The sequence below is a fragment of the Actinomadura graeca genome (assembly GCF_019175365.1).
Taxonomy (GTDB): domain Bacteria; phylum Actinomycetota; class Actinomycetes; order Streptosporangiales; family Streptosporangiaceae; genus Spirillospora; species Spirillospora graeca.
In genome coordinates this window covers 3,681,208-3,702,641 of record NZ_CP059572.1, presented here as the reverse complement: position 1 = coordinate 3,702,641, position 21,434 = coordinate 3,681,208, and the positions used below count along the sequence as shown (strand labels likewise).

General features: G+C 75.6%; 20 protein-coding genes. 9 read left to right on the top strand and 11 right to left on the bottom strand.

The genetic code is table 11. The features are described from left to right. Positions 1-107 precede the first annotated feature (107 nt). The 4 genes from AGRA3207_RS16235 to AGRA3207_RS16220 are packed head-to-tail and all read left to right on the top strand — an operon-like array spanning position 108 to position 5,685. Positions 108-1,817, top strand: a complete 1,710-nt coding sequence (locus AGRA3207_RS16235) for a GH3 family acyl-acid amido synthetase (RefSeq protein WP_231335473.1) — start codon at positions 108-110, stop codon at positions 1,815-1,817. Next, positions 1,814-4,201: a phosphotransferase gene (locus AGRA3207_RS16230; protein WP_231335472.1), complete on the top strand. Its 2,388-nt coding sequence runs from the start codon at positions 1,814-1,816 to the stop codon at positions 4,199-4,201. The genes AGRA3207_RS16235 and AGRA3207_RS16230 overlap by 4 nt, the downstream gene beginning before the upstream one ends. Next, positions 4,191-5,012, top strand: coding sequence for a hypothetical protein (locus tag AGRA3207_RS16225; RefSeq protein WP_231335471.1), 822 nt, complete (start codon positions 4,191-4,193; stop codon positions 5,010-5,012). Before AGRA3207_RS16230 ends, AGRA3207_RS16225 begins: the two co-directional genes overlap by 11 nt. Positions 5,013-5,019: 7 nt before the next feature. Beyond that, complete coding sequence (locus AGRA3207_RS16220) at positions 5,020-5,685, top strand: DUF6182 family protein (RefSeq protein ID WP_231335470.1); 666 nt, start codon at positions 5,020-5,022, stop codon at positions 5,683-5,685. A 12-nt stretch (positions 5,686-5,697) separates the two neighbouring features. Here AGRA3207_RS16220 and AGRA3207_RS16215 read toward each other — a convergent pair whose 3' ends face one another. The 3 genes from AGRA3207_RS16215 to AGRA3207_RS16205 form a co-directional block, all read right to left on the bottom strand. After that, a complete protein-coding gene (locus AGRA3207_RS16215; RefSeq protein ID WP_231335469.1) occupies positions 5,698-6,504 on the bottom strand; it encodes a VOC family protein in 807 nt (268 codons plus the stop codon). A gap of 131 nt (positions 6,505-6,635) precedes the next feature. After that, positions 6,636-6,959 carry a MerR family transcriptional regulator gene (locus AGRA3207_RS16210; protein ID WP_231335468.1) on the bottom strand — a complete coding sequence of 108 codons (324 nt, stop codon included), beginning with the start codon at positions 6,957-6,959 and terminating at the stop codon, positions 6,636-6,638. A gap of 92 nt (positions 6,960-7,051) precedes the next feature. Next, positions 7,052-7,492 (bottom strand): Hsp20/alpha crystallin family protein, encoded by a 441-nt coding sequence (locus AGRA3207_RS16205; protein WP_231335467.1) that lies wholly within the window; start codon positions 7,490-7,492, stop codon positions 7,052-7,054. Between the two features lie 169 nt (positions 7,493-7,661). Here AGRA3207_RS16205 and AGRA3207_RS16200 point away from each other — a divergent pair, with 169 nt between their 5' ends. From AGRA3207_RS16200 to AGRA3207_RS16190, 3 genes are read left to right on the top strand one after another with little or no spacing between them, the layout of a single operon-like run. Beyond that, positions 7,662-8,480, top strand: a complete 819-nt coding sequence (locus tag AGRA3207_RS16200; RefSeq protein ID WP_231335466.1) for a carotenoid biosynthesis protein — start codon at positions 7,662-7,664, stop codon at positions 8,478-8,480. After that, positions 8,468-9,925 carry a phytoene desaturase family protein gene (locus AGRA3207_RS16195; protein WP_231335465.1) on the top strand — a complete coding sequence of 486 codons (1,458 nt, stop codon included), beginning with the start codon at positions 8,468-8,470 and terminating at the stop codon, positions 9,923-9,925. The genes AGRA3207_RS16200 and AGRA3207_RS16195 overlap by 13 nt, the downstream gene beginning before the upstream one ends. Continuing rightward, a complete protein-coding gene (locus AGRA3207_RS16190) occupies positions 9,922-11,121 on the top strand; it encodes a glycosyltransferase family 2 protein (protein ID WP_231335464.1) in 1,200 nt (399 codons plus the stop codon). Before AGRA3207_RS16195 ends, AGRA3207_RS16190 begins: the two co-directional genes overlap by 4 nt. On the opposite strand, the gene AGRA3207_RS16185 is transcribed toward AGRA3207_RS16190, so the two are convergent. Then, positions 11,012-11,653: a glycerol-3-phosphate acyltransferase gene (locus AGRA3207_RS16185; RefSeq protein WP_231335463.1), complete on the bottom strand. Its 642-nt coding sequence runs from the start codon at positions 11,651-11,653 to the stop codon at positions 11,012-11,014. The genes AGRA3207_RS16190 and AGRA3207_RS16185 overlap by 110 nt on opposite strands. Here AGRA3207_RS16185 and AGRA3207_RS16180 point away from each other — a divergent pair. Further along, positions 11,610-12,344, top strand: coding sequence for a spheroidene monooxygenase (locus AGRA3207_RS16180; protein ID WP_231335462.1), 735 nt, complete (start codon positions 11,610-11,612; stop codon positions 12,342-12,344). The two genes, AGRA3207_RS16185 and AGRA3207_RS16180, sit on opposite strands and share 44 nt — an antisense overlap. 5 nt (positions 12,345-12,349) lie before the next feature. Here AGRA3207_RS16180 and AGRA3207_RS16175 read toward each other — a convergent pair whose 3' ends face one another. The 7 genes from AGRA3207_RS16175 to AGRA3207_RS16145 all read right to left on the bottom strand — a co-directional run bounded on the left by AGRA3207_RS16175 (position 12,350) and on the right by AGRA3207_RS16145 (position 20,658). Beyond that, positions 12,350-13,399 (bottom strand): phosphate acyltransferase, encoded by a 1,050-nt coding sequence (locus AGRA3207_RS16175; protein ID WP_231335461.1) that lies wholly within the window; start codon positions 13,397-13,399, stop codon positions 12,350-12,352. A 46-nt stretch (positions 13,400-13,445) separates the two neighbouring features. Next, positions 13,446-14,351, bottom strand: coding sequence for a phytoene/squalene synthase family protein (locus AGRA3207_RS16170; protein WP_231335460.1), 906 nt, complete (start codon positions 14,349-14,351; stop codon positions 13,446-13,448). Continuing rightward, positions 14,348-15,835, bottom strand: coding sequence for a phytoene desaturase family protein (locus AGRA3207_RS16165; protein WP_231335459.1), 1,488 nt, complete (start codon positions 15,833-15,835; stop codon positions 14,348-14,350). Before AGRA3207_RS16165 ends, AGRA3207_RS16170 begins: the two co-directional genes overlap by 4 nt. A gap of 78 nt (positions 15,836-15,913) precedes the next feature. Next, the gene (locus tag AGRA3207_RS16160; RefSeq protein ID WP_231335458.1) at positions 15,914-17,434 is read right to left on the bottom strand and encodes an SDR family oxidoreductase; all 1,521 of its coding nucleotides are present in this window, start codon (positions 17,432-17,434) and stop codon (positions 15,914-15,916) included. Positions 17,435-17,477: 43 nt separating this feature from the next. Then, positions 17,478-17,897: an STAS domain-containing protein gene (locus AGRA3207_RS16155; protein ID WP_231335457.1), complete on the bottom strand. Its 420-nt coding sequence runs from the start codon at positions 17,895-17,897 to the stop codon at positions 17,478-17,480. After that, on the bottom strand, positions 17,894-19,000 hold the full coding sequence (locus tag AGRA3207_RS16150; RefSeq protein ID WP_231335456.1) for a cobalamin B12-binding domain-containing protein: 1,107 nt from the start codon (positions 18,998-19,000) through the stop codon (positions 17,894-17,896). The genes AGRA3207_RS16155 and AGRA3207_RS16150 overlap by 4 nt, the downstream gene beginning before the upstream one ends. Continuing rightward, complete coding sequence (locus tag AGRA3207_RS16145; protein ID WP_231335455.1) at positions 18,997-20,658, bottom strand: PP2C family protein-serine/threonine phosphatase; 1,662 nt, start codon at positions 20,656-20,658, stop codon at positions 18,997-18,999. The genes AGRA3207_RS16150 and AGRA3207_RS16145 overlap by 4 nt, the downstream gene beginning before the upstream one ends. A 250-nt stretch (positions 20,659-20,908) precedes the next feature. Here AGRA3207_RS16145 and AGRA3207_RS16140 point away from each other — a divergent pair, with 250 nt between their 5' ends. Next, entirely contained in the window at positions 20,909-21,349 is a 441-nt protein-coding gene (locus AGRA3207_RS16140; RefSeq protein ID WP_231335454.1) for an STAS domain-containing protein, read from the top strand. The last annotated feature ends 85 nt before the right edge of the window (positions 21,350-21,434 follow it).

Below are 21,434 nucleotides of genomic sequence, written 5' to 3'. Positions count from 1 at the left end.
CGCGTCGCAGCGCCGCGCCCCGCGCCCGGCCCGCAAGCCCCGGCCCGTAGCCCATCAGCAGTGTCAGAAAGGCCGAGCACATGCAGTCATCGACAACGAGATCCACCGTGTCCGCGACCCCCGCCGGGAGGGCGTCGGACTTCCGCCGCCGCGCCCGCGCCGAGCTGGCCGGGTTCCGCGAGGCGCTGGCCGATCCGGAGGCGGCGCAGTCGGCCGTCCTCGCCGCGGCGGTCGAGGCGAACGCGGAGTCGGCCTTCGGCCGCACCCACGGGTTCTCCTCCGTCCGGAACGCGGACGACTACCGCGCCGCCGTCCCGATCCGCGCGCATGAGGAGCTGGCGCCCTGGCTGGACAGGGTCATCAACGGCGAGCCGGGCGTCCTGTCCAGCGAGGACCCGATCGTGTACTTCTCCAGCAGCGGCACGACCGGCGTGGAGAAGCGGATTCCGGTCACCGTGGGCTATCTGCGGCAGAGCTTCCTGCCGTTCTACTTCGCCGGGCTGGCGACGGCGGTCGAGTACCATCCGGGGCTGACGGCCGCGGACGACTCCGTCCTCAACCTGTGGCAGGACCCCTACTCCCGGATGGGACGCACCGAGGGCGGCCGGCCGCACATCGGCCCGAGCCAGATCGACTACAAGCGGATCGGCGAGGACCTCGCCACCGGCCTCGGCAACCGCGCCCCCTGGAGCAGGCTCCCCGAGGAGTTCGACGGGAGCGACCCGTGGGAACGCACCTACCTCAGGCTGCGGCTGGCCGCCGAGCACGACGTCCGCGCCGTCGTCGCGGTCAACCCGGCCATCGCCGCCGCGCTGCCGTACCAGCTCGGGCTGTGGTGGCCGAGGATCGTCAAGGAGATCCACGACGGCACGCTCGGCGGGACGCCGTTACGCGACCCCGACCCGGCCCGCGCCCGGCTGATCGAGGACGCGGCGCGCCGCTCCGGGACCGTCCGGCCCTGCGACCTGTGGCCCCGGCTGGAGGTCCTGCTCGCCTGGACCACCTACGTCGCGCGGCTCTACCTGCCCTGGGTGGCGCAGGAGTACGGCCCGCGCGTGCGGGTGCTGCCGACGCCGCTGGGCTCGTGCGAGGGACCGCTGGCCGCGCCCGTGGACCGTCACCTCACCGCCGCGCCGCTGGTGACGCCGTCCTGCTTCTACGAGTTCGTCCCGGCCGAGGACGAGGTCCGCGGCGGGTCGCCGACGCTCCTGGCCCACGAGCTGGAGAAGGACCGCGACTACCACGTGGTGCTGTCGCACGTCGGCGGGCTCTACCGCTGCGCGACCCGCGACGTCGTCCGGGTGGCCGGCTTCGTCGGCCGGACGCCGCGCGTCGAGTACCTGGGCCGGGACGGGACGCTGTCGGCGGCGGGGGAGCGGCTCCGGGAGCATCAGGTGCTGCGGGCCCTGTCGGGCGCGGTGTCCGACACCGGGCTGGAGGTCCGGAACATGACATGGCGGCTGGATCCCGCTCCGGCCGCGGCACCGGCCCACCAGGCGGCCGTCGCCGTCCAGGGACGGGTCGCCGACACCGAACTGCGGGCCCTCACCCACGCCCTGGACACGCGGCTGGCCGAGGAGTCGGCCGACTACGGGCGGGCCCGGGACGAGGGGGCGCTCGGCCCGCCCGGCGTCGTCCCGGTCTCGCCGGAGCTGTTCTTCGAGGACTGGCGGCGCCGAGTCGAGGCGGGTGAGCGGCCACCGCGGGTGAAGGACCGGGTCTTCCAGCCGTCCTCGCCGCTCTGGGACCGGCTGTCCGAGGAAGCGCGCACTGGAGAAGTGCGCATCGGAGAAGTGCGCACGGGAGAAGTGCGATGAGCGCGCGCATCGAGGAGATGCCCGGACGCGGGCAGTACACCGAGGCGGCCCGGCGCGCGCGCCTGGACTGGCTGCGCCGCACCACCGGCGCGCCGCTGGGCACGCTCGACGGGGCGGGCATCCCCGCGCGCGACCTGATGGGCAACGTCGAGAACTACGTCGCCACCGTGGAGGTCCCGGTCGGGCTGGCCGGGCCGCTGCTGTTCCGCGGCGACGCGGCGCGCGGCCCGGTCACCCTCCCGCTCGCGACCACCGAGGGCGCCCTGGTCGCCTCGGCGGCCCGCGGCGCCAAGGCCCTCACCCGCGCCGGAGGCGTCGAGACGCGGGTGATCGCGCAGCGCATGACGCGGGCGCCGGTGTTCGAGTTCGACGGCCTCGCGGCCGCGGACCGGTTCGCCCGGTGGGCGGCCGGCCGCCACGCCGAGCTGTCCGAGCAGGTCGGCGCCGTGTCCCGGCACTCCAGGCTCGTCGGGCTGGACCCCGTCCAGATCGGCCGGGCCGTGCACCTGCGCTTCGTCTACGAGACGGGCGACGCGGGCGGGCAGAACATGACGACGGCGGCGACCTGGCACGCCTGCCGGTGGATCAACGACCGGCTCGCGGCGACGCCCGGCCTGGCACCGGTGTACTTCGCCGTCGAGGGCAACATGAGCGGCGACAAGAAGCTCACCCACCTGAACATGATCGCGGGCCGGGGGACCCGGGTGGCCGCCGAGTGCGTGCTGGACCGGGAGACGGTCCGGGCGGTGCTCAAGACCACGCCCGAGGCGATCGACCGGGCGTACCGGATCGCGGTCCCGGCCGCGCAGCAGTCCGGGATGATCGGGTTCGACGTGGACGCCGCCAACGTCATCGCCGCCGCGTTCACCGCCACCGGCCAGGACATCGCCGGCGTCTACGAGTCGTCCGGCGCCCTGTTCTACGTCGGCCTCGACGGCGACGGGCTGCGCGCCACCCTGCTCCTCCCCGGCCTGCTGGTGGGGACGGTCGGCGGCGGCACCGGGCTGCCCCGCCAGCGCGACTACCTGGAGGCCCTCGGCTGCGCGGGCGACGGCGGCATGCGCCGCCTCGCGGAGATCATCTGCGGGTTCGCGCTGGCCGTGGACCTGTCCACGATGGCGGCCGTCACCGGCGGCCAGTTCGCCGACGCCCACGAGCGGCTCGGCCGCCCGCACCGCGTCGACTGGCTGACCCGCGCCGACCTGGGCGCGCCGCTCCTGCAACCCCTGCTGGCCGAGGCGATGGAGTCGCCGGGGCTGAAGGTGTCCGAGGTGACGGTGCTGCCCGGCGACGCGCCGTCCGGGCTGCTCACCGAGATCGCCGCGCGCGGGGAGTCCCGCAAGCTGACCGGGCTCTTCCCGCTCAACGTCGCCTACACCGCCCCCGACGGCACCGCCGGGCGGCTGGACCTGGTCGCGAAGGTCAAGCCGCTGGACGACGAGGTGATCATCGAGGCGGCCAAGCTGGCGGCGCTGTCCGGCGGGACGCTCGCCGACCTGTACGCCACGTGGCGCGACTGGACGGGCTTCAAGGACGTCCACACCCGCGAGGCCGCCCTCTACCGCAGCGGCGACCCCGCCCTGACCGGGGTCCAGCCCGCCGTGTACGGCGTGCACGTCGATCCCGCCCGCGAGGCGTACGTGATCCTGATGGAACGGCTCGGCCCCGACGTGATCCTGATGGACGCCGCCGACCGCCCCGGGCTGTGGCGCGGTGAGCACGTCCGCGCCGCCGTCCGCGGGATCGCCCGCGTCCATGCCGCCTGGCTCGGCCGCGAGGACGAGCTGACCGGCCTCGGCTGGCTCGGCCGCGTCCAGTCCGCCCGGCGGATGGCGGCGATGGGCCCGCTGTGGACGGCGCTGGCCGAGCACAACGCCGCCGAGCACCCCCACTGGATCACCCCGGGCGTCCTGCGCCGCCTCCTGCGGATCATCGGCTCCGCCGGCGACTGGTGGGCGCGCCTCGAACGCCTGCCGCGCACCCTCGTCCACAACGATTTCAACCCGCGCAACATCGCGCTGCGCGCCGCCGACCTCGACCTGGTCGCCTACGACTGGGAGCTGGCGACCCTGCACGTCCCGCAGCGCGACCTGGTCGAGCTGCTCGCCTACGTCCTGCCCGCCGACGCGGGGGAGGACGACGTGGCGGACCTCCTCGACCTGCACCGGGAGGCCGTCCGGGACGCGGGCGCCGCGGTGCCGGGCCGCGCCGCCTGGCGGGAGGGGTACCGGCTGGCGCTCTGGGACTTCTCCATCACCCGGCTCCAGATGTACCTGATGGCGCACACGCACCGCGAGCTGCCGTTCCTGGGGCACCTCGTCCCCGCGGCCCTGCGCCTGCTGGAGCTGGAGGACCGCGCGGAGGAGGCCGTCGGTGCCCGCTGACGTGCTCCGCGCCGCGCTGGTCGGCATCGACGGGTCGGGGAAGTCCACGGTGCTGCGGCTGCTCACCGGCGCGCGGGCGGGACGGCGCGGCGACCGCGCCGCCCTGTCCTGCCTGCGCGCCCACGAGAACCCCGACGGCCCGCTGCACGGCCTGTCCCGGCATCTGGAGTCGCTGTCGCGCGACGCCGACCGGCTCGGCGCGCCCGAGCTGAAGCTCGCCGTCCTCTATCTCCAGATGTGCACCTTCGCCGTGACCGAACGGTTCTTCGTCGGCGAGATGGGCGCGCGGGTCGTCCTGTCCGAGCGGCACCCGGTCGTCGACGGCCTCGCCTACCTCCCGATGTACCGGGACGCCATCGGGCGCGTCACCGGCCCGGACCGCCCGGCGCGGCTCCGCGGGCACCTGGCGTCCCTGGACCCGGCCGACGTCGCGGCGGCCCTCGCCTGGTGCGAGCGGCTCGGGCGGCGGCTCGGCGGCGCGCCCGACCTCACCACCGTCGCCGCCGGCCTCGTCCGGCTCGCCGACCTCCCGGCGGCCGAGCGGCCGGCGGCGCTCGCGGCCCGGCTCGGCGTCTGCCTCCCCGACGTCGTGATCCACCTCGACGTGGACGTGGCGGAGGCGCGGCGGCGCGTCCGCGAGCGCGGCAAGCCCGCCGAGCTGCACGAAAGCCACGACCTGTTGTCGCGGATCCGCGACGGCTACGACTCCGCCCTGACGTCCCTGGAGACGGTGCGCGTGCACCGGGTCCGCGCCGACACGGCCTCCCCCGCCGAGCTGGCGGCGGAGATCGACCGGCTCATCACCGAATGAGGTTTCCATGTTCGATCAGCAGACCCTGCGAGAGGTGCTCGGCGGCCGCGTCGCGCGGGCCCGTGACGCCTGGCCGTCCGGAGACGCCGGCATCGGCGCCGTCGCGGTGCTGCGGGACTTCACCCCCGCGGGCTTCGCCGGCTCGGCGGTGGCGTTCGCCGGCCGGCTGTCGCCGCGGGAGCGCGCCCTCTGGTACGGCAGCTTCACCAGGACGGTCTTCCTCGCCGGCGACCCGCGCAACCTCGCGGAGCGGTTCCGTCCCGCCCATGTGTCCGAGGACGGGGCGATCGCCTGGTACGGGCCGGGGCCGCTGGCGGAGCACGCGACCCTGCGGCGGCTGCTCCGCCCCGTCCGGGGGACCACCGACCCCGGCTGGGCGGGCGCCCTGCACGTCGCGCTGAGCGAGGCGCAGCCCACGAGCGGGAAGGTCGCGCGCCTGCGCGTCGCGGTGCGGGACATGACGCTCCCGGACTACCTCGTCCACGTCAACCACACCCTCGCCGAGGCGGTCCTGGACGGCCTGCTCACCGCCGCGGACGTCCTGGAGATCGAGCACGTGCCGCATCTTCCCGACGACCCCGGCCCGTACGAGGCGCTGCGCGTCTCGTCCGATCCCCTGCGTCCCGGCAGCCTCCGCGCCTATGCCGCCCTCTCCCTGGACACCGCGCCGTGACGGCCCGGCCGGTCAGAGGACGCGGTGCGGGGTGACGAGGGCCAGGCGCGCGCCGACCGGGTCGTTCAGGACGGCGAGGCGGGCGTCGGGGACGCTGGTCGGCGGGATCCGCAGCCGCGCGCCGAGATCGACGGCCCTGGCGGCGGACGCGTCGGTGTCGGCGACCGCGAAGTACGGCATCCAGTGCGTGGGATGGTCGGCCGGCCAGAACTCGTCCATGGGGATCATGCCCGCCACCGGCTGGTCCCCGATCTTCCAGAGGGTGTAGCCGGTGGGGACCTCCTCGCCCCCGGCGCGGTAGTACGGGCGGTCCTCGAACTCCCAGCCGAAGACCTCGCCGTAGAAGCGCCGGGCCACCTCGACGTCCGGGGCGACCAGCTCGACGTAGGCGACCGTGGACGGCTCGTCCCACAGCTCGGCGCCGTGGAACTCGAACGGCTCCCACACGCCGAAGTCGGCACCCCGCGGGTCGGCGAACTGGGCCATCCGTCCGAGCTGGGCGACGTTGCGCGGCTCCGCCTGCTCCTGCCCGCCCGCGGCCAGCACGGTGAACACCGACTCCCGCGCGTCGTCGGTCTTGAAGTAGCAGGTCCAGCTGGGCTCCTCGGTGCTGTCGAGGAGTGTCCGCATCGCCGCGACCTCGGGGCCCTGCAGCCCGCCGAGCGTGAAGATCTCGTAGTCGCCGAAGGTGTCGACGGTGAGCGTGTACGAGGACCAGCCGAACAGCCCGCGGTAGAAGTCCTTGGTCGCCTCGACGTCGGGGCTGGCGAGGTCCACCCAGCAGGGGGCCCCGGCGGAGTAGCGCGTCACCTCGGGCATGGACCCCACGCTACGGACGGACGCGCAATCGCAGCGGCGGCGGGCGTGATCGAATTCCCCAAGATCGCCCAAATCATGACCAAATCGGGCCCGGGGTCCCGGCCCCTCCGAGGGCCCGGGCCCCCCGGCCCTCAGGACGCGGGGCCGGGGGAACGCTCGGTGAGGCGGCGGGCCAGCTCGTCGTACTCGCGGGTGAGTTCGGCGAGCTGGTGCTGGAGTTCGAGGATGCGCCGGATGGCGGGCAGGGTCATGCCCTCGCCCATCATCGTGACGACCTCCTGGACGCGGCCGATCTCGTGGCGGCTGTAGCGCCGCTGCCCGCCCGCGGAACGCCGCGGCGAGACGATCTCGTGATCGTCGATGCGGCGAAGGAACGCCTGCCGCACGTCCAGCATCTGCGCCACCTGGCCCACCGTGAACAGGGCGGCGTGCTCGTCGTCGAAGGGCAGATTCATAGCGTTCTCATCCTGCCTCGTGCCGGCGGCCGGGTGCCAGGGCGAGGACGCCGCGCCCGGGGCGGGGCCCGGGCGCATGCCCTTGCCGCCGCTCAGTTCCGGATCGCCTTGGGTCCGTCACCGGTGTGCTGGATGGCGACCTTGCGCGGCTTGGCCTTCTCCAGCACCGGGATGCGGACCGCGAGGACCCCGTTGTCGTAGGCGGCCTCGATGGCCTCGGCGTCCAGATGCTCCGACAGGTAGACCCGGCGCGTGAAGGTGCCCATCGTCCGCTCGCGGACGAACACCCGCTCGTTCTCGCCGTACTCCTCCTCGCGGCGGGCGGAGACCGACAGCACCCCGCGGTCGACGGTGACCTCGATGGAGCCCGGGTCGGCGCCGGGCAGGTCGAACCGCAGGACGACGTCGTCGGCGCGGCGGATCCCGTCCATGGGCATCCCGGCGCCGCCGTTCTGCCCGTTGAACTGCCGGACCGCCCGGTCGAACTGGCGTTCGAACTCCTGCACGAACGGGTCGATCGACGTCAGCAACATGACCATCACCTCCGAAGACCCTCGGCGCCCCGCCGGCGCCGAACTCACCTGTTCCCCGTACAAGAGGAAACCTACAACTGAAGTTATAAGTAAGCTCCGAGCCGATGTCAAGGGGGTGCGTGGCGGCCGACGGTGCATCCGCGGCGGTGCCCGCGTCCGAAGGGTGTGTATGGGACAGGTGCGGGACGAGCCGGCCCGGCGGCGGGGGACGGCCGCCCGGCGCCGGCCGGGGGTATGGGCGCCGGTGGGGTCCGCGTTCCTGGTCGCGATGGTGGCCGCGCAGGTCGCGTCGGGGCTGCGGCCCGGGTCGATCCGGCTGACCGGGGTGGTCGTGGTGCTGCTGGCGGCGTGCGCGGTGGCGTTCCTCGCGGGCGCGCACGGGCCGAAACCGGCGCTCGGGGCGTTCGGCGGGACGGTGCTCGTGGGGTACGCGGCCGAATGGATCGGCGTCCGGACCGGCGTGCCGTTCGGGGACTACTCCTACACGCCGCTGCTGCGGCCCCAGCCGGGAGGCGTGCCGGTGGTCGTGGCCCTGGCGTGGGGCGGCATGGGGCTGGCCGCGCACGCGGTGGCCTCCGCGATCGTCCCGGCGGGAGGGCTCGCGCGGTGGGCGGCGGGCGCGGCGGCGCTGACGGCGTGGGACCTGTTCCTCGACCCGCAGATGCTCCGGCTCGGGCTGTGGACGTGGGCGGACGGCGGCCCGTACCGGGGCGTGCCGCTCACCAACTTCGCCGGATGGCTGGCGGTGTCGCTGCTGGTGATGGCGGTGGTCGACGCGTGGACCGGGACCGGGACGAGGCCGGGCGCGGCGGCCGCGTCCCGGGGGCTCGTCGTCCTCTACACGGTGATGGCGGCGATGGAGACGCTGGCGTTCGCGGCGGTGTTCGAGCCGCCCGACCGGACGGTGGCGGTGGCCGGAGGGATCGCGATGGCGGCGTTCGCCCTGCCGGCCTGGAGCGCGGTCTGGAGGCGCCGGTGGCCGAGGTGATCGTGGTCGGCGGCGGCGTCGGCGGGATGGTCGCGGCGCTGCTGCTGGCGCGCGAGGGCCACCGGGTGCGGCTGCACGAGCGGCTGGACCGGCTCGGCGGGAAGCTCGCCCAGCACGAGCGCGACGGGTTCGCCTTCTCGATCGGGCCGTCGCTGCTCACGCTGCCCGGCCTGTTCCGCGACCTCGGTGTGGGGCGCGAGCTACTGGCCCTGGACGAGCTGTGCCGGTACCGCTTCGCCGACGGGTCGGAGCTGCGCGCCCCCCGCGACCCCCGGCGGATGGCGGCGGAGGTCGAGCGGCTCGCCCCCGGGCAGGGCACCGCGTGGACGGCCTTTTACGGCTGGGCGGACCGGTGCCTGGCGGCGGCGCGGCGGACGTTCTTCGCCGGGCCGCTGATCCGCAGGCCCGAGGACGCGCGGATCGGCGACCTGCTCGCGGTCGCGCCGGGCCGGACGCTGGACGGGCTCGCGCGGCGGTTCTTCAACGATCCCCGGCTGCGCCAGTACGTCGGCCGGTACGCGACCTACGCGGGGTCGGACCCGTACCGGGCGCCCGCCGCGCTGGGCTGCGTCCCTGCGATCGAGCACGGCGACGGCGGCTGGTACGTCCCCGGCGGCCTGCCCCGGATCGCCGACGACCTGGCCGTGCTGCTCGTCGCCGCGGGCGTCGAGGTGCACACGGGCAGCGCGGTGGCCCGGCTGATCGCCGGCCGCGAGGCGGTGTCGGGCGTGGTGCTGGAGTCGGGCGAGCGGGTGCGCGGCGACGCGGTGGTGGTCAACGCCGACGCCGCGTCGCTGTACGGCCGGCTGCTGCCGGACGGGCGGCGGCTGCGGCGCATCTCCCGCCTCGGCCCGTCCTCGTCGGCGTTCCTGCTGCTCGCCGGGGTGGAGGGGCGGACGGAGGGGCTCGCGCACCACTCGGTCGTCTTCTCCGCCGACTACCGGCGGGAGTTCCGCGACATCTTCGGGCTGCGGGTGCCGCCGCGCGACCCGACCGTCTACATCGGCTGCTCGGCGGTCGACGACCCGTCCCAGGCGCCGCCGGGGACCGAGAACTGGGTGATGCTGGTCAACGTCCCCGCCGGGGACCCGGCGCGGTGGCCGATGACGCCCGATTCCTACCGTGACCTGGTCCTGGAGCGGCTGGCGAAGCGGGGCCACGACCTGTCGGGGCGGCTGCGGTTCGTCGAGACGCTGACGCCCGCGGATCTGCGCGACCGGTACGGCGCGTGGGGCGGCGCGATCTACGGCACCGCGTACCGGGGACGGTTCGCCTCGTTCCGCAGGCCGGGGAACCGGGGGCCGAGGCGCGGGCTGTACCTGGTGGGCGGGTCGGCGCATCCCGGCGGCGGGCTCCCGCTGGTGGCCATGGGCGGGCGGATCGTCGCCTCGCTGGTCGCCGAGGACATGGCGCGGCGGCCCGCCGGGCGCGGGGCGGCGCGATGAGGCCGCTGACCCTGGCCCAGGCGGCGGCAGCGGCGGTGGTCGCGGCGCGGCTGGCGCGGGGCAGGGACCGGCCCGCCCCGCTCGTCCCCGGCACGCCGCCGGGGAACCCCCACACCCCCCGGAGCGGACCGGTTTCGGTGGTCGTCCCGGCGCGGGACGAGGAGCACCGGATCGCGGGCTGCCTGGCGCCGCTGCTCGCCGACCCGGACGTCGGCGAGGTGATCGTCGTGGACGACGAGTCGCGCGACGGGACGGCCGAGGCCGCCGCGCGGCTCGGCGCGACCGTGGTGCGGGGCGCGCCGCTGCCGGACGGATGGGTCGGCAAGCAGTGGGCGTCGCACCAGGGCGTGCGGGCCGCCGCCGGGCCGTACGTGGTGCTGCTGGACGCCGACGCCCGTCCCGCGCCGGGCCTGTGCGGGGCGCTCGTCGCGCTCCTGGACGGCTGTGACCTGGTGTCGGCCGGGCCCCGGTTCGTGTGCGGCGGGCCGGTCGAGCAGGCGCTGCACGCCTCGTTCCTCGCCGGGCTGGTCTACCGTCTCGGGCCGATCGGGCCGGTGCCCGCGTCGCCGGACCGGCTCCTCGTCAACGGGCAGTGCATGGCGTTCCGCAAGGCGCCGATGGTGGAGGCCGACGGGTTCGCCCGCGTCCGCCGTCACCTCACCGACGACGTGGCCCTCGGGCGGCTGCTCGCGCGCGACGGCTGGCGGATCGCCTTCCGCGACGCGGGCGGCCTGCTGGAGGTGGACATGCACGCCTCGGCCGCGGACGTGTGGCGCGAGTGGGGCCGGTCGATCGCGCTGCGGGACGTGACCGGCGTGCCCGCGCTGGCGGGGGACCTGGCCGTCGTCTGGCTGACCATGGCCCTGCCGGTGCTGCGGACGGCGGCGGGACGTCCGAAGCCGCTCGACCTCGCCCTGCTCGCGCAGCGGATGCTGCTGGTGGCGGCGCTGCGCGGCAGCTACACGCGGCCCGGCCCGGGGCTGGCGCTGTCGCCGCTGCTGGACGTGGCGGCCGCGGCGCGCCTGACGTGGTCGGTGCTGCGCCCGGCGCGGACGTGGCGGGGCCGCGTCTACGGCCGCGCGGCGGTCAGGCCCGACGCCCGGCCCGACGCCCGGCCGTCCTTCCGGGCCCCCGCCCGGCCCGCTGCCCGGCCCGCCGCCCGGTCAGGGCGGCCTGGCCGAAGCGCAGCCCGATGAGGCACATCAGCGCGCCCGTCCCCGCCACGTACGCGGCGGGCGCGAAGGCCAGTTGCAGCGCGGGCAGGGAGAACACCGCCACCCGCGTCCCCCACGCGAACGACCGCAGGAGCAGGCTCGTGGCGACCAGCAGCACGACGCCCAGCACGAAGGCCGGGAGGCAGATCACGGCGAACCCGCCCGCGAACGTGAGGATCGAGCGTCCGCCGCGCCCCCCGGCGAACACCGGCCAGGCGTGCCCGATCATCGCCGCCGCCACGGCCGCGTACACCGGGAGGACGTCTCCGCCGCCCGCCGCGAGCCCGGCCAGCCCCGCCGCCGTCCCCTTGAGCATGTCGCCCGCGAAGACGGGCACGGCGGCCTTCCAGCCGAGCCGTTCCCTCACGTTCCAGAAGCCGGGATTGCGGTCGCCGACGTCGCGCGGGTCGAAGCCGTGCGCGCGTCCGACCAGGACCGCGACCGGCACCGAGCCGAGCAGGTAGCCGCCGATGACCGCGACCAGCACGGGGACCATCGCCTCGTTCCACCTCATCAGGTATCCGGGCCGGGACGCCATGCGGTACATGGCGTTCGACCGGCCGGTGCTGCGGGGCACCGGCGGGCTGGCGTTCTGGCGGCTCCTCGGGACGGGCCGCGGTGACTCGATGACCCTCGGCGCCGACCTGCGCCGCTGGGCGCTGTTCGCCGTGTGGGACGGCGAGGACGCGCTGGAAAGGTTCCTCGCGCGCTCGCCGGTCGCGGCGCGGTGGTGGGAGAGGGCCGAGGAGTCATGGCATGTGCGTCTCGTGCCGGTGTCGTCCCGGGGCGCGTGGGGCGGCCGTGATCCGCTGGCCGCGGCGCACGTCCCGCACGCCCGGGCCGCCGGGTCCGCCGGACCCGGCGACGGCCCGGTGGCCGTCCTGACCAGGGCGTCGATCCGCCCGCGGCGGCTGGCCGCGTTCTACCGGTCGATCGCGGACGTCGACCGGGAACTGCGGCGCGGGCCCGGCCGGCTGGCGTCGGTCGGCGCGGGGGAGTGGCCGCTCGCCCGGCAGGCGACGTTCTCGCTGTGGGAGGACGAGGACGCCGCGTCCCGTTTCGCGTACCGGACGGCCGCGCACCGTGGCGTCGTCGCGCGCGTGCGCCGCGAACGCTGGTACGCCGAGGAGATGTTCGCCCGTTTCGTCCCATACGGAAGCCAGGGGACGTGGGACGGGCGGGACCCGCTGCCCGGCCCGGGGTGAGCGCCTCACGGGACCGCCCGCGCCGCCGCCCGGAGGCCCGCCGGACCCGACCCGGCCGCCGGACCGGACCCGGCCGCGGGACCGGACCCGGCCGCGGGACCGGACCCGGCCGCGGGATCGGACGCCGCCAGGCCGGACGCCACGGCGCACGCCCGCGCGATGGCCGCGGGCGTGGACGAGCCGTGCGCGACGACGACCGTCCCCGCCAGCCCGAGCAGCGCCGCGCCGCCGTGGGTGTCCGCCGCGTAGAGCCGCGCGACCTCGTCCAGCCCGCCGGGCCGGGCGGCCCCCGTCCGGGCGACCATCTCCAGCGTGGTCCGGACGCAGCCCTCGATGTTCTTCAGCACGACGTTGCCGGTGAAGCCGTCCGTCACGACCACGTCGACGGTCCCGGCGAGCACGTCGTGGCCCTCGACGTTGCCGTGGTAGCGGACGGGCAGGTCCGGCAGCAGCCCGGCGGCCTCACGGGCGAGCCGGTTGCCCTTCCCCGGCTCGGAGCCGATGGACAGCAGGCCCACCGACGGGTCGTCCACCCCGAGGACGGCCCGCGCGTAGGAGGCGCCCAGCAGCGCGAACTGCGCGAGCATCTCCGCCGTCGGATCGGCGGTGCCCCCGGCGTCGACCAGCACCGTCGCACCGGACGGCGTCGGCAGCGCGACCGCCAGCGCCGGGCGCAGGACCCCGGCGCGCCGTCCGAAGACGCGGACCGCGCACGTCACGACCGCGCCCGTGGAGCCCGCCGAGACGAACGCGCCGCCGTGCCGCCGCGCGGCCTCGCACCCGACCATGAGGCTCGAACCGGCCCGGGCGGCGGCGCCCGCGCCCCGTTCGGCCATCGGGACGACGTCGCCCGCGTCCAGCACGCCGACCTCGCCGTCGCCGCCGTGACGCCGCAGGAGCGGCCGCAGCTCCGCGCTCCGCCCGACGAGGAGCACCGGCACCCCGTGCTCGCGGTGCGCCGCCAAGGCCCCCGGCACCGTCACGGCCGGCCCGCTGTCGCCGCCCATCGCGTCCAGCACCACAAGCCGGTCATGTGCGGCCGCACGACCCCCCACACCCCCCGAACCAGCCCCGTGACTTGTGGGGTCCCCGACACCCATGTCAGGCGGACCCCGACGGCACGCGCCGCTCGGCCCGCCCCGCGGCGGACGCGGCCACCAGGTGCCGCGCGAAGATCGCCGCCCGCCGCCGTCGCGGCACCCGCGCCCGCGCCTCCAGCACCTCGTGCCCGGCCGCCGCGATCCGGCCGAGGATGCCGCCGTACAGCTCGACGGCGGCGCGGATGCACGGCCGGGACGACGGCGCCAGCAGCTCCACCCCGGCGAGCGCGCGGCGGTAGTGGTCGCGGGCGCGGCCCGCCTCAAACGCCACCAGGTCACGCAGCCCGCGGGTGCTGGAGCGGGCGGCGAGGTCGGCCTCGTCCACCCCGAACTTCGCCAGGTCCTCCAGCGGCAGGTAGACGCGGCCGCGGGCGAGGTCCTCGGCGACGTCGCGGAGGAAGTTGGTGAGCTGGAACGCCCGTCCCAGCTCGCGGGCGGGCTCGCGGGCGAGCCGTCCGGCGCCCGGGACGGTCTCCAGCACCGGGAGCATCATCAGGCCGATCGCGGCCGCCGACCCCTCCATGTACGCCAGCAGGTCCTCGTAGGTGTCGTAGCGCGTGACGGTCAGATCGGCGCGCATCGACCCCAGGAACGCGTCGATGTCGTCCCGCTCAACGCCGAACGAGCGGACGGTGTGCGCGAACGCGGGCAGCACGGGGTCCTCGGGGATCTCGCCCGCGAGGCAGGCGTCCAGGCGCGCCGTGATCCCGTCGAGGGCGGCGGCGCGGCCCGCCGCGCCGGTGGACCCGCACTCGTCCACGATGTCGTCGACGTGGCGCGCGAACCCGTACAGCGCGTGCACGTGCCTGCGCTTCCACGCGGGCAGCAGCAGCGTCGCGAGGTAGAAGGAGCGCCCGTGGCGGGCGTTGAGGCGGCGGCAGTGCTCGTAGCTCGCGGTCAGCGTCATCGGCCGTCCTCCATGATCCGGCCGGCGGCCAGCCGCCCGGAGATCAGCGCCGGGGGGACGCCCACGCCGGGGGCGGTGTACATCCCCGCGGCGTGCAGGCCCGGGACCCGGCGGTAGCGGCCCTGTGGCCGGAACCAGCCCGTCTGGCGGAAGCGGTGGTCGAGGGCGAACGGGGTGCCCGCCGAGTGGCCCAGCCGCGCCCAGCCCGGCGGGTCGAACGTGATCCGCGGCGCGGCCGACAGGTCGCCGTAGCCCAGCTCGTCCAGGCGGCCGAGCAGACGCCGCTCCAGCCGCGGCGCGAGGTCGTCCCAGTCGGCTCCGGTCGCGAGGTTGGGCGCGGGTTCCAGCACGCTCAGCGTCGGGTACGCGCCCGCGCCGCCGTCCCCGTCCTCGCTCGCGGCGTCGTCCTCGCCGGGGCAGGTGACCAGCAGGCTCGGGTCGGGTTGCGGGCGCCCGGCCGCCAGCGCGGAGAACGTCGCCTCCCACTCCCGCCCGAAGTGCAGGGTGTGGTGTGCCTGGCCGGGCGGACGCCGGTCGAGCCCGAAATGCAGGACCATGCAGGACGGCGAGTACCGGGGACGGCGCGTCCGCCAGCCGTCCGCCGCGTCCCCGGGCAGCAGCCCGCCGCGCGCCCGCATGAGGTCGGCGGCGACGACCACGTGGCCTGCCCTGAGCCGCTCGCCGGTCTCCAGCCGCACCGCCGTCACGCCCGACGCGTCCGTCTCGATCCGCTCGGCGCGCACCCCGTACCGGAACCCGGCGCCCGCCTTCTCCGCCACGTCGGCGAGGGCGCGCGGAATGGCGCGCATTCCGCCGGACGGGAAGTACACCCCGCCGACGGTGTCCATGTGCGCGACGACGGCGTAGATGGCCAGCGCCTTCGACGGGGCGAGCCCCACGTACAGCGCCTGGAACGTGTGCGCCCGGATCAGCCGCTCGTCGGTCAGATGGCGCGCCACGAACCGGTCGAGCCGCCGGAACCCTCCGGCGGCGGCCAGCTTGAGCAGCGCGTACGGGCGGGCCATGTCGCGCAGCCGCGTCATGTCCGCGTCGATGAACGACGACCACTCCGCCTCGAACATCGCCCCGAGCCGCTCCCGGAACCTCAGGTACCGGGCGGCCTCGCCGGGCCCGCACAGCGCGCGGACGTTGTCGGCCATCCGATGGGCGCCGTCCACGACGTCCAGCCGCGAGCCGTCATGGAAGGCCAGCCGGTAGAAGGGGTCGAGGCGCCGCAGCGGCAGCACGTCCTCCATGTCCACACCGGCGGCGCCGAAGACGGAGCCGAGCGTGCCCGGCATCGTCAGGACGGACGGCCCGGTGTCGAACCGGTAGGGGCCCGCATCGGCCGACCCGCAGCAGCCGCCCGGCTCGTCCCGCGCCTCGACCACCACGACCTCGCGGCCCCGCGCCGCCAGGTGCACCGCCGCCGACAGCCCGGACAGGCCCGCCCCGACCACGACGACCGGGCCGTGGGTCCCCATCAGCCTCCCCCATCGCCGGCGCCGAGTTCCGTCCCGCAGGTTCTCTTCAGGTCTTCGGCGCGCGGATACCGATCGGTTTCACCCGGTCCGGACGACCGCGGGGGGACGGTCCTCCTCGGCGGCGCGGGCGATGCCGCGGCACATCACGCCGAAGATGCGGTCGTGGAACGGGCGGAACGCCCACCAGTACAGGTGGCCCGCCAGCCCCCGGGGGTGGAACAGCGCCCGCTGCGTGAGCACGGCGCGTCCGTCCTCGCGTCCGTCCTCGCGGGACACGCCCAGCTCCAGCCACGCCAGCCCGGGCAGCCGCATCTCCGCGCGCAGCCGCAGCAGCCTCCCGGTCTCCTTCTCCTCGACGCGCCAGAAGTCGACCGTCTCGCCGATGCGCAGCCGCCGCGGGTCCCGGCGCCCGCGCCGCAGCCCCACGCCGCCCACCAGGCGGTCGATGAGGCCGCGCGCCCACCAGGCGACCGGGAAGGAGTACCAGCCCCGCTCGCCGCCGATGCCCTCGACGACGTCCCACAGCCGTTCCGGCGGGGCGTCCGCGCGGCAGGTCCGCTCGTCGGTGTACAGGCTCCCGCCCGCCCAGTCCGGGTCCGTGGGCAGCGGGTCGCTGGGCGCGCCGGGGACGGCGGCCGACGACCAGCGCGTGGCGACGTCCGCGTCGCGGACGCGGCGCAGCGCCAGCGCCACCGACCGGTCGAACCCGATCGGGCCCTCCGGCGGCGGCGGGACGTAGCGGGCGATGTCGTTCTCCGAGCACACCACCTCGTTGCGCAGCGACTCCACCAGCGGCCGCGCGAGCGCGCCGGGGACGGGGGTGATGCCTCCGACCCACAGGCTCGACAGCCACGGGCTCAGCAGCGGCACCGGGACGATCACCCGCCGCTTCAGCCCCGCGACCGCCGCGTACCGGCGCATCATGTCGGCGTAGGTGAGGATGTCGGGGCCGCCGATGTCGAACCCGCGGCTGACCTCGGCGGGCAGGGTCGCCGACGCCACCAGGTAGTGCAGCACGTCCCGGATCGCGATCGGCTGGATGCGGGTGTGCACCCACTTCGGCGTGACCATCACCGGCAGCCGCTCGGTGAGGTAACGCAGCATCTCGAACGACGCCGACCCCGAACCGATGATCACCGCGGCCCGCAGCCACACCGCGGGGACACCGCTGCCCAGCATGATCTGGCCGACTTCGGCGCGGGACCGCAGGTGCGGCGACAGCTCCTCCTCGGGGTCCATGCCGCCGAGGTAGACGAGCCGCCCGACCCCTGCGTCGCGGGCCGCGGCGGCGAACGTGCGCGCGGCCTTGCGGTCGGTGTCGGCGAAGCCGCCGTTCCCCCCGATCGCGTGGATCAGGTAGTAGGCGACGTCCACGCCGTCCATTGCCCGCGCGGTCGCCTCGGGGTCGGTGGCGTCCGCCTCCACGATCTCCACCCGTCCCGCCCACGGGTGGTCGCGCAGCCGCCGGGCCGAACGGACCATGCACCGGACGGTGTGGCCGGCGTCCAGCAGTTCGGGGACGAGGCGCCCGCCGATGTACCCGCTGGCCCCGGTGACCAGGCACAGGAGCCCGCCGTCGTCGTCCGTGCCGCGGTCCATGCGATGCCCCGCCCTCTTGAACGGCCCCGAGATCAGCCGCGTCCTACCCGCCGTCGCGGGTCGCAAGCGGCGTTGACCGTTCCTTGGTCCCGCTGTGGCGCACTTCCTTCCCGTCCTCCGCGTCCGCGGCGGGCTCGCCGGTGAGGTGGCGCAGCGTCCCCGTCAGGTCCAGCATCCGGTCCAGCCGCGCGCTCCGGCCCGTCATCCGGAGCCGGACGCCCGCGGCGTCCGCGCGGCGGCGGACCATGAGCAGCGCCGCCAGCCCGGCCGAGTCGCAGACGCCCAGGCCCGCGCAGTCCAGCTCCAGCTCGTCGGCGCGGCCGTCCAGGTGGGCCTCCACGGCGTCCTGGAGGGAGCCGGCGGTGAAGAAGTCCAGGTCCCCCCGGATCTCGATCCGCAGCGATCCGGACCCGGACGCGGTCGCGACCAGGCGCAGGGGGGTGTCGGGAAAGTGGGCGGTCATCGGGTCCTTCCTGGTCCGGGGGCGTCCGGCGTCGTGAGCCGGAGTGCGTCGTGGGCGCGTGACAGCTGCCCGGCGGCGCGCGGATAGTCGACGAGCTGCTCCGCGAGCATGTCGAGGGCGGGCAGCAGGCTGTGCGCGGGCACGTCCCGCGCGGTCAGGATCCCGGCCGTCCACGTCAGGAAGCCGGTGAACACGTCCGGGTCGTCCAGGTAGAGGGCGGCGCCGAGGAAGTCGACGATGTGCGCGACGTCCTCGGCGGTGTGGCGGCGCTGCTGGTCGGTGTAGGCCGCCATCGCCGGGAAGCGCGACCGGAGACCGTCCAGCACCCGCCGGACCAGCGTCTGCGCGGACCGGGTGACGTGCGTGTACTCCTGGTCGCCCAGGTGGGGCAGGTCGTCGATGGCCTGGTGGACGGGCGGCGGCTTGGGCAGCGGCCCCTCCGCCAGCCGGTCGGCGAGGGTCCGCGCGTCGGCGGCCCACGCGTCCGCGCCCAGCCGGGACGCCTGGCGGCCGCCGGGCCCGTAGGCGGCGCCGCCGACGGCGACCGGGGTGCCGGTCGCCTGGCAGGCCGTGACCGCGGCGTGCGCGGCGGGCAGCCGGGTCGCGATCGACGACGACAGCGCCACCACCGCCGGGCCCGTCCGGTGCAGGTGGGAGATGAGGTGCGGGGTCGGCACCTGGGCGCCGAGGTAGTCGACCTCCCAGCCCCGCAGCCGCAGCACCTCCGCCACGATGCGGGCGGGCAGCGCGTGCCACTCCCCGTCGATGCACGCCACCGCCACGCGCCCGCGCGGCACCTCGCCGCGCCGTTCCCGCTCACGGCGGACGGCCGGGTGGCGTGCCAGCGCGCCGATGACCCGCTCGTTGACGGCGGTCGCGGTGTGCTCCTGCGCGACCGTCAGCCGGTTCGCCGCCCATTCGCTGCCGACCCGCGCCTGGAGCGGCGCGATCACGTCCAGCAGCAGGGACTCGGCGTCCATCCCGTCGTCGAGGGCGGCGACCGCCGCGTCGGTCGCGGCGTACTCGTCTCCCGCGAGGACCGCGTCCCACAGCCCGGGATCGGGCACGCCGTGCGGGGCGGACCGCTCCAAAGCGCCCGTCACGCGGTGAACCTCCCGGGGCCCTGCCCCCCGACGGCGCTCAGGTGGAAACGGCGGGGGGCGGTGATGGCGACCATCGCCATGTCGTCGTGCGGGCCGCCGCCGACCCACTCGGACGCCAGCATGTGCACGCGTTCCACGAGCGCCTCGGGCGGCATCCCGCCGCACCGTCCGAGCTCGGCGTGCAGCCGCTCCTCACCGAACATCTCGTCGCCCAGCGGGCCGCCCATGGCCTCGGTGATGCCGTCGGTGTACAGCAGGCACGTGTCGCCCGGCTCCAGCGCGACCACCGCGGTGACGGAGTCGATCTCGTCCAGCACCCCGATCAGCGAGCCCCGCGTGTCGGCGGCCTCGACCTCGCCGCCGGCCCGCACGATCAGCGGCAGGGTGTGGCCGGCGCTGGTCAGCCGCAGCCGCACCTGCCCGCCCCGCCGCTGGACCGACGCCAGCACCAGCGTGACGAACCGGGTGGACTCGATGCTCAGCAGCGTCCCGTTCAGCAGCTCCAGCACACGCTGGTGGTCACCGGACAGCGGCAGCAGCGCCCGCAGCGTGTTGCGGATCTTGCCGGTGAGGACGGCGGCCTCCAGCCCCTTCCCGCACACGTCCCCGAGGACGACCAGCGACTCCGGGCCCGTGTCCGGCGCGTCGTCCTCCCGGGCGGCCGGATGGAGGTCGTAGAAGTCGCCGCCGATGCGCTCCTCGTCGCCCGACGGGCGGTAGCGGGCGGCGAGCTCGACCCCGTCCAGCTCGCTCGCGCGCGGCGGCAGCAGCTCCCGCATCAGCGTCTCGGTGATGGACGCCTGCTCCGCGTACACCCGGGCGGCCGACATCGCCGCGCCCGCCCGCGCCGCGAACAGCCGCGCGAACATCTCCTCGCCGTCCGAGAACGCCTCCTGCCCGGCGCGCCGCAGCAGCACCAGCGCCCCCGCCGGGACGCCGTGCCCCGGCAGCGCGGTCACCACCATCGCGCCCGGCTCCGCCAGGCCCCGCCGCGCGATCCAGTCGGGCGCGGCCGCGGGGTCGATCCAGCGGGACGGCACGGGCGGGAACCCCTGCATCGCCTCCGCCAGCCCGGGGACCTCCTCCGTGTCCACCAGCAGCTCCTGGTGCTCCACCTCGCCGTCCGGCCCGCAGTAGGCCACCGGGTGGGCGCGCCCGGTGCGAGGGGCGATCACCAGCGCGGCGTCCGCGAGATGACGGGCCGCCAGCCGCACGGTCACCTCCATGCACCGCTCCAGGTTCAGCGACGCCAGCAGCTGGCCGGACGCCTCCGCCAGGAACGCCGTCCGCTCCCGCTCGGCGGCCAGCTCCCGGCCGAGCCGCCGGTTCTCGGTGACGTCGAACAGCCACCACACCGTCCCGCCCGGACCCGCCGGGCCGCCTCCGCCGTCCGGGATCGCATGGGCCTCGAAGAACCGCTCGCCGATCAGGCCGTGCGCGACCGGGCCGCCGGGGACGGCCGGCGCCGGCGACCGGTGCGCCTCCGCCAGCCAGGCGGGCACCGCCTCGGACAGCCGGGCCCCCGGCTCCGCGCCGATCAGCGACCAGGCCGCGCGGTTGAGCCGGGCGAGCCCCCCGGCCGCGTCGACCGCGAACGCCGGATACGGCACGGGCCACGGCACAGGGTCGAGGACGTGCGGTTCTTGGGTGACTTCCATCGCGACAGAGCCCGCGGCGGGACTATCTCCCCTTCTTGAGCGAGGCCGCCATTCGTAGATCTTGCTACTTCCTGCACTGTAGCCGGACGAAACAGACACCCGCGGGGCGCCTCCGGCCCCACGGGTCCCGTCGTCGGTACCCCCTCCGCGCCGAAACATGCCACGCGTCCATGCCGGGCCTCCGGCGGCCAGGTCACAGGAATGAGGCGCCCGATGACGGGTACCCAGGACCGCATCGGGAGGTGAGACCATGACGATGAGCGCGGTGCGGGACGGTGATTCGCTATCGGAGCCGCAGTGGCGCGACCCCCGGGATCGCATCCGAGTCCGAGCCGAACACCGGGACTCCGCCCTTGTCGCCTACGCGGAGGGCGAACTCGACTACCTCGTGTCCGAGCCCTTTCGGGACTACGTACTATCACTGGCCTTTCCACCCTGGCAGATCATCCTCGATCTGGAGAGGGTTAGTTTCTGTGACTCCTCCGGACTGGGGGCGATGGTCGGGATCTGGAAAGCGGTCAGGACCCGGCGCGGAAGGCTGGTGGTGAGCCGTCCCAGCGGGCTTTGCAGGCGCATTCTGCGGCGCACCGGGCTGGACGAGCACTTCACCGTGAGCGCCACCCTCAACCACGCGCTGACCCAGTTCGCCAAGCCCCCCGGCCAGAACGGGATGTCCGTCCGCAGCCGGTGATACATGGGGTCCGGATCGCGTCCACCCCTATATCACCCGACCCTGTGGCCGATGGCGGACATGGTCATCCGCTTGATATGACGGC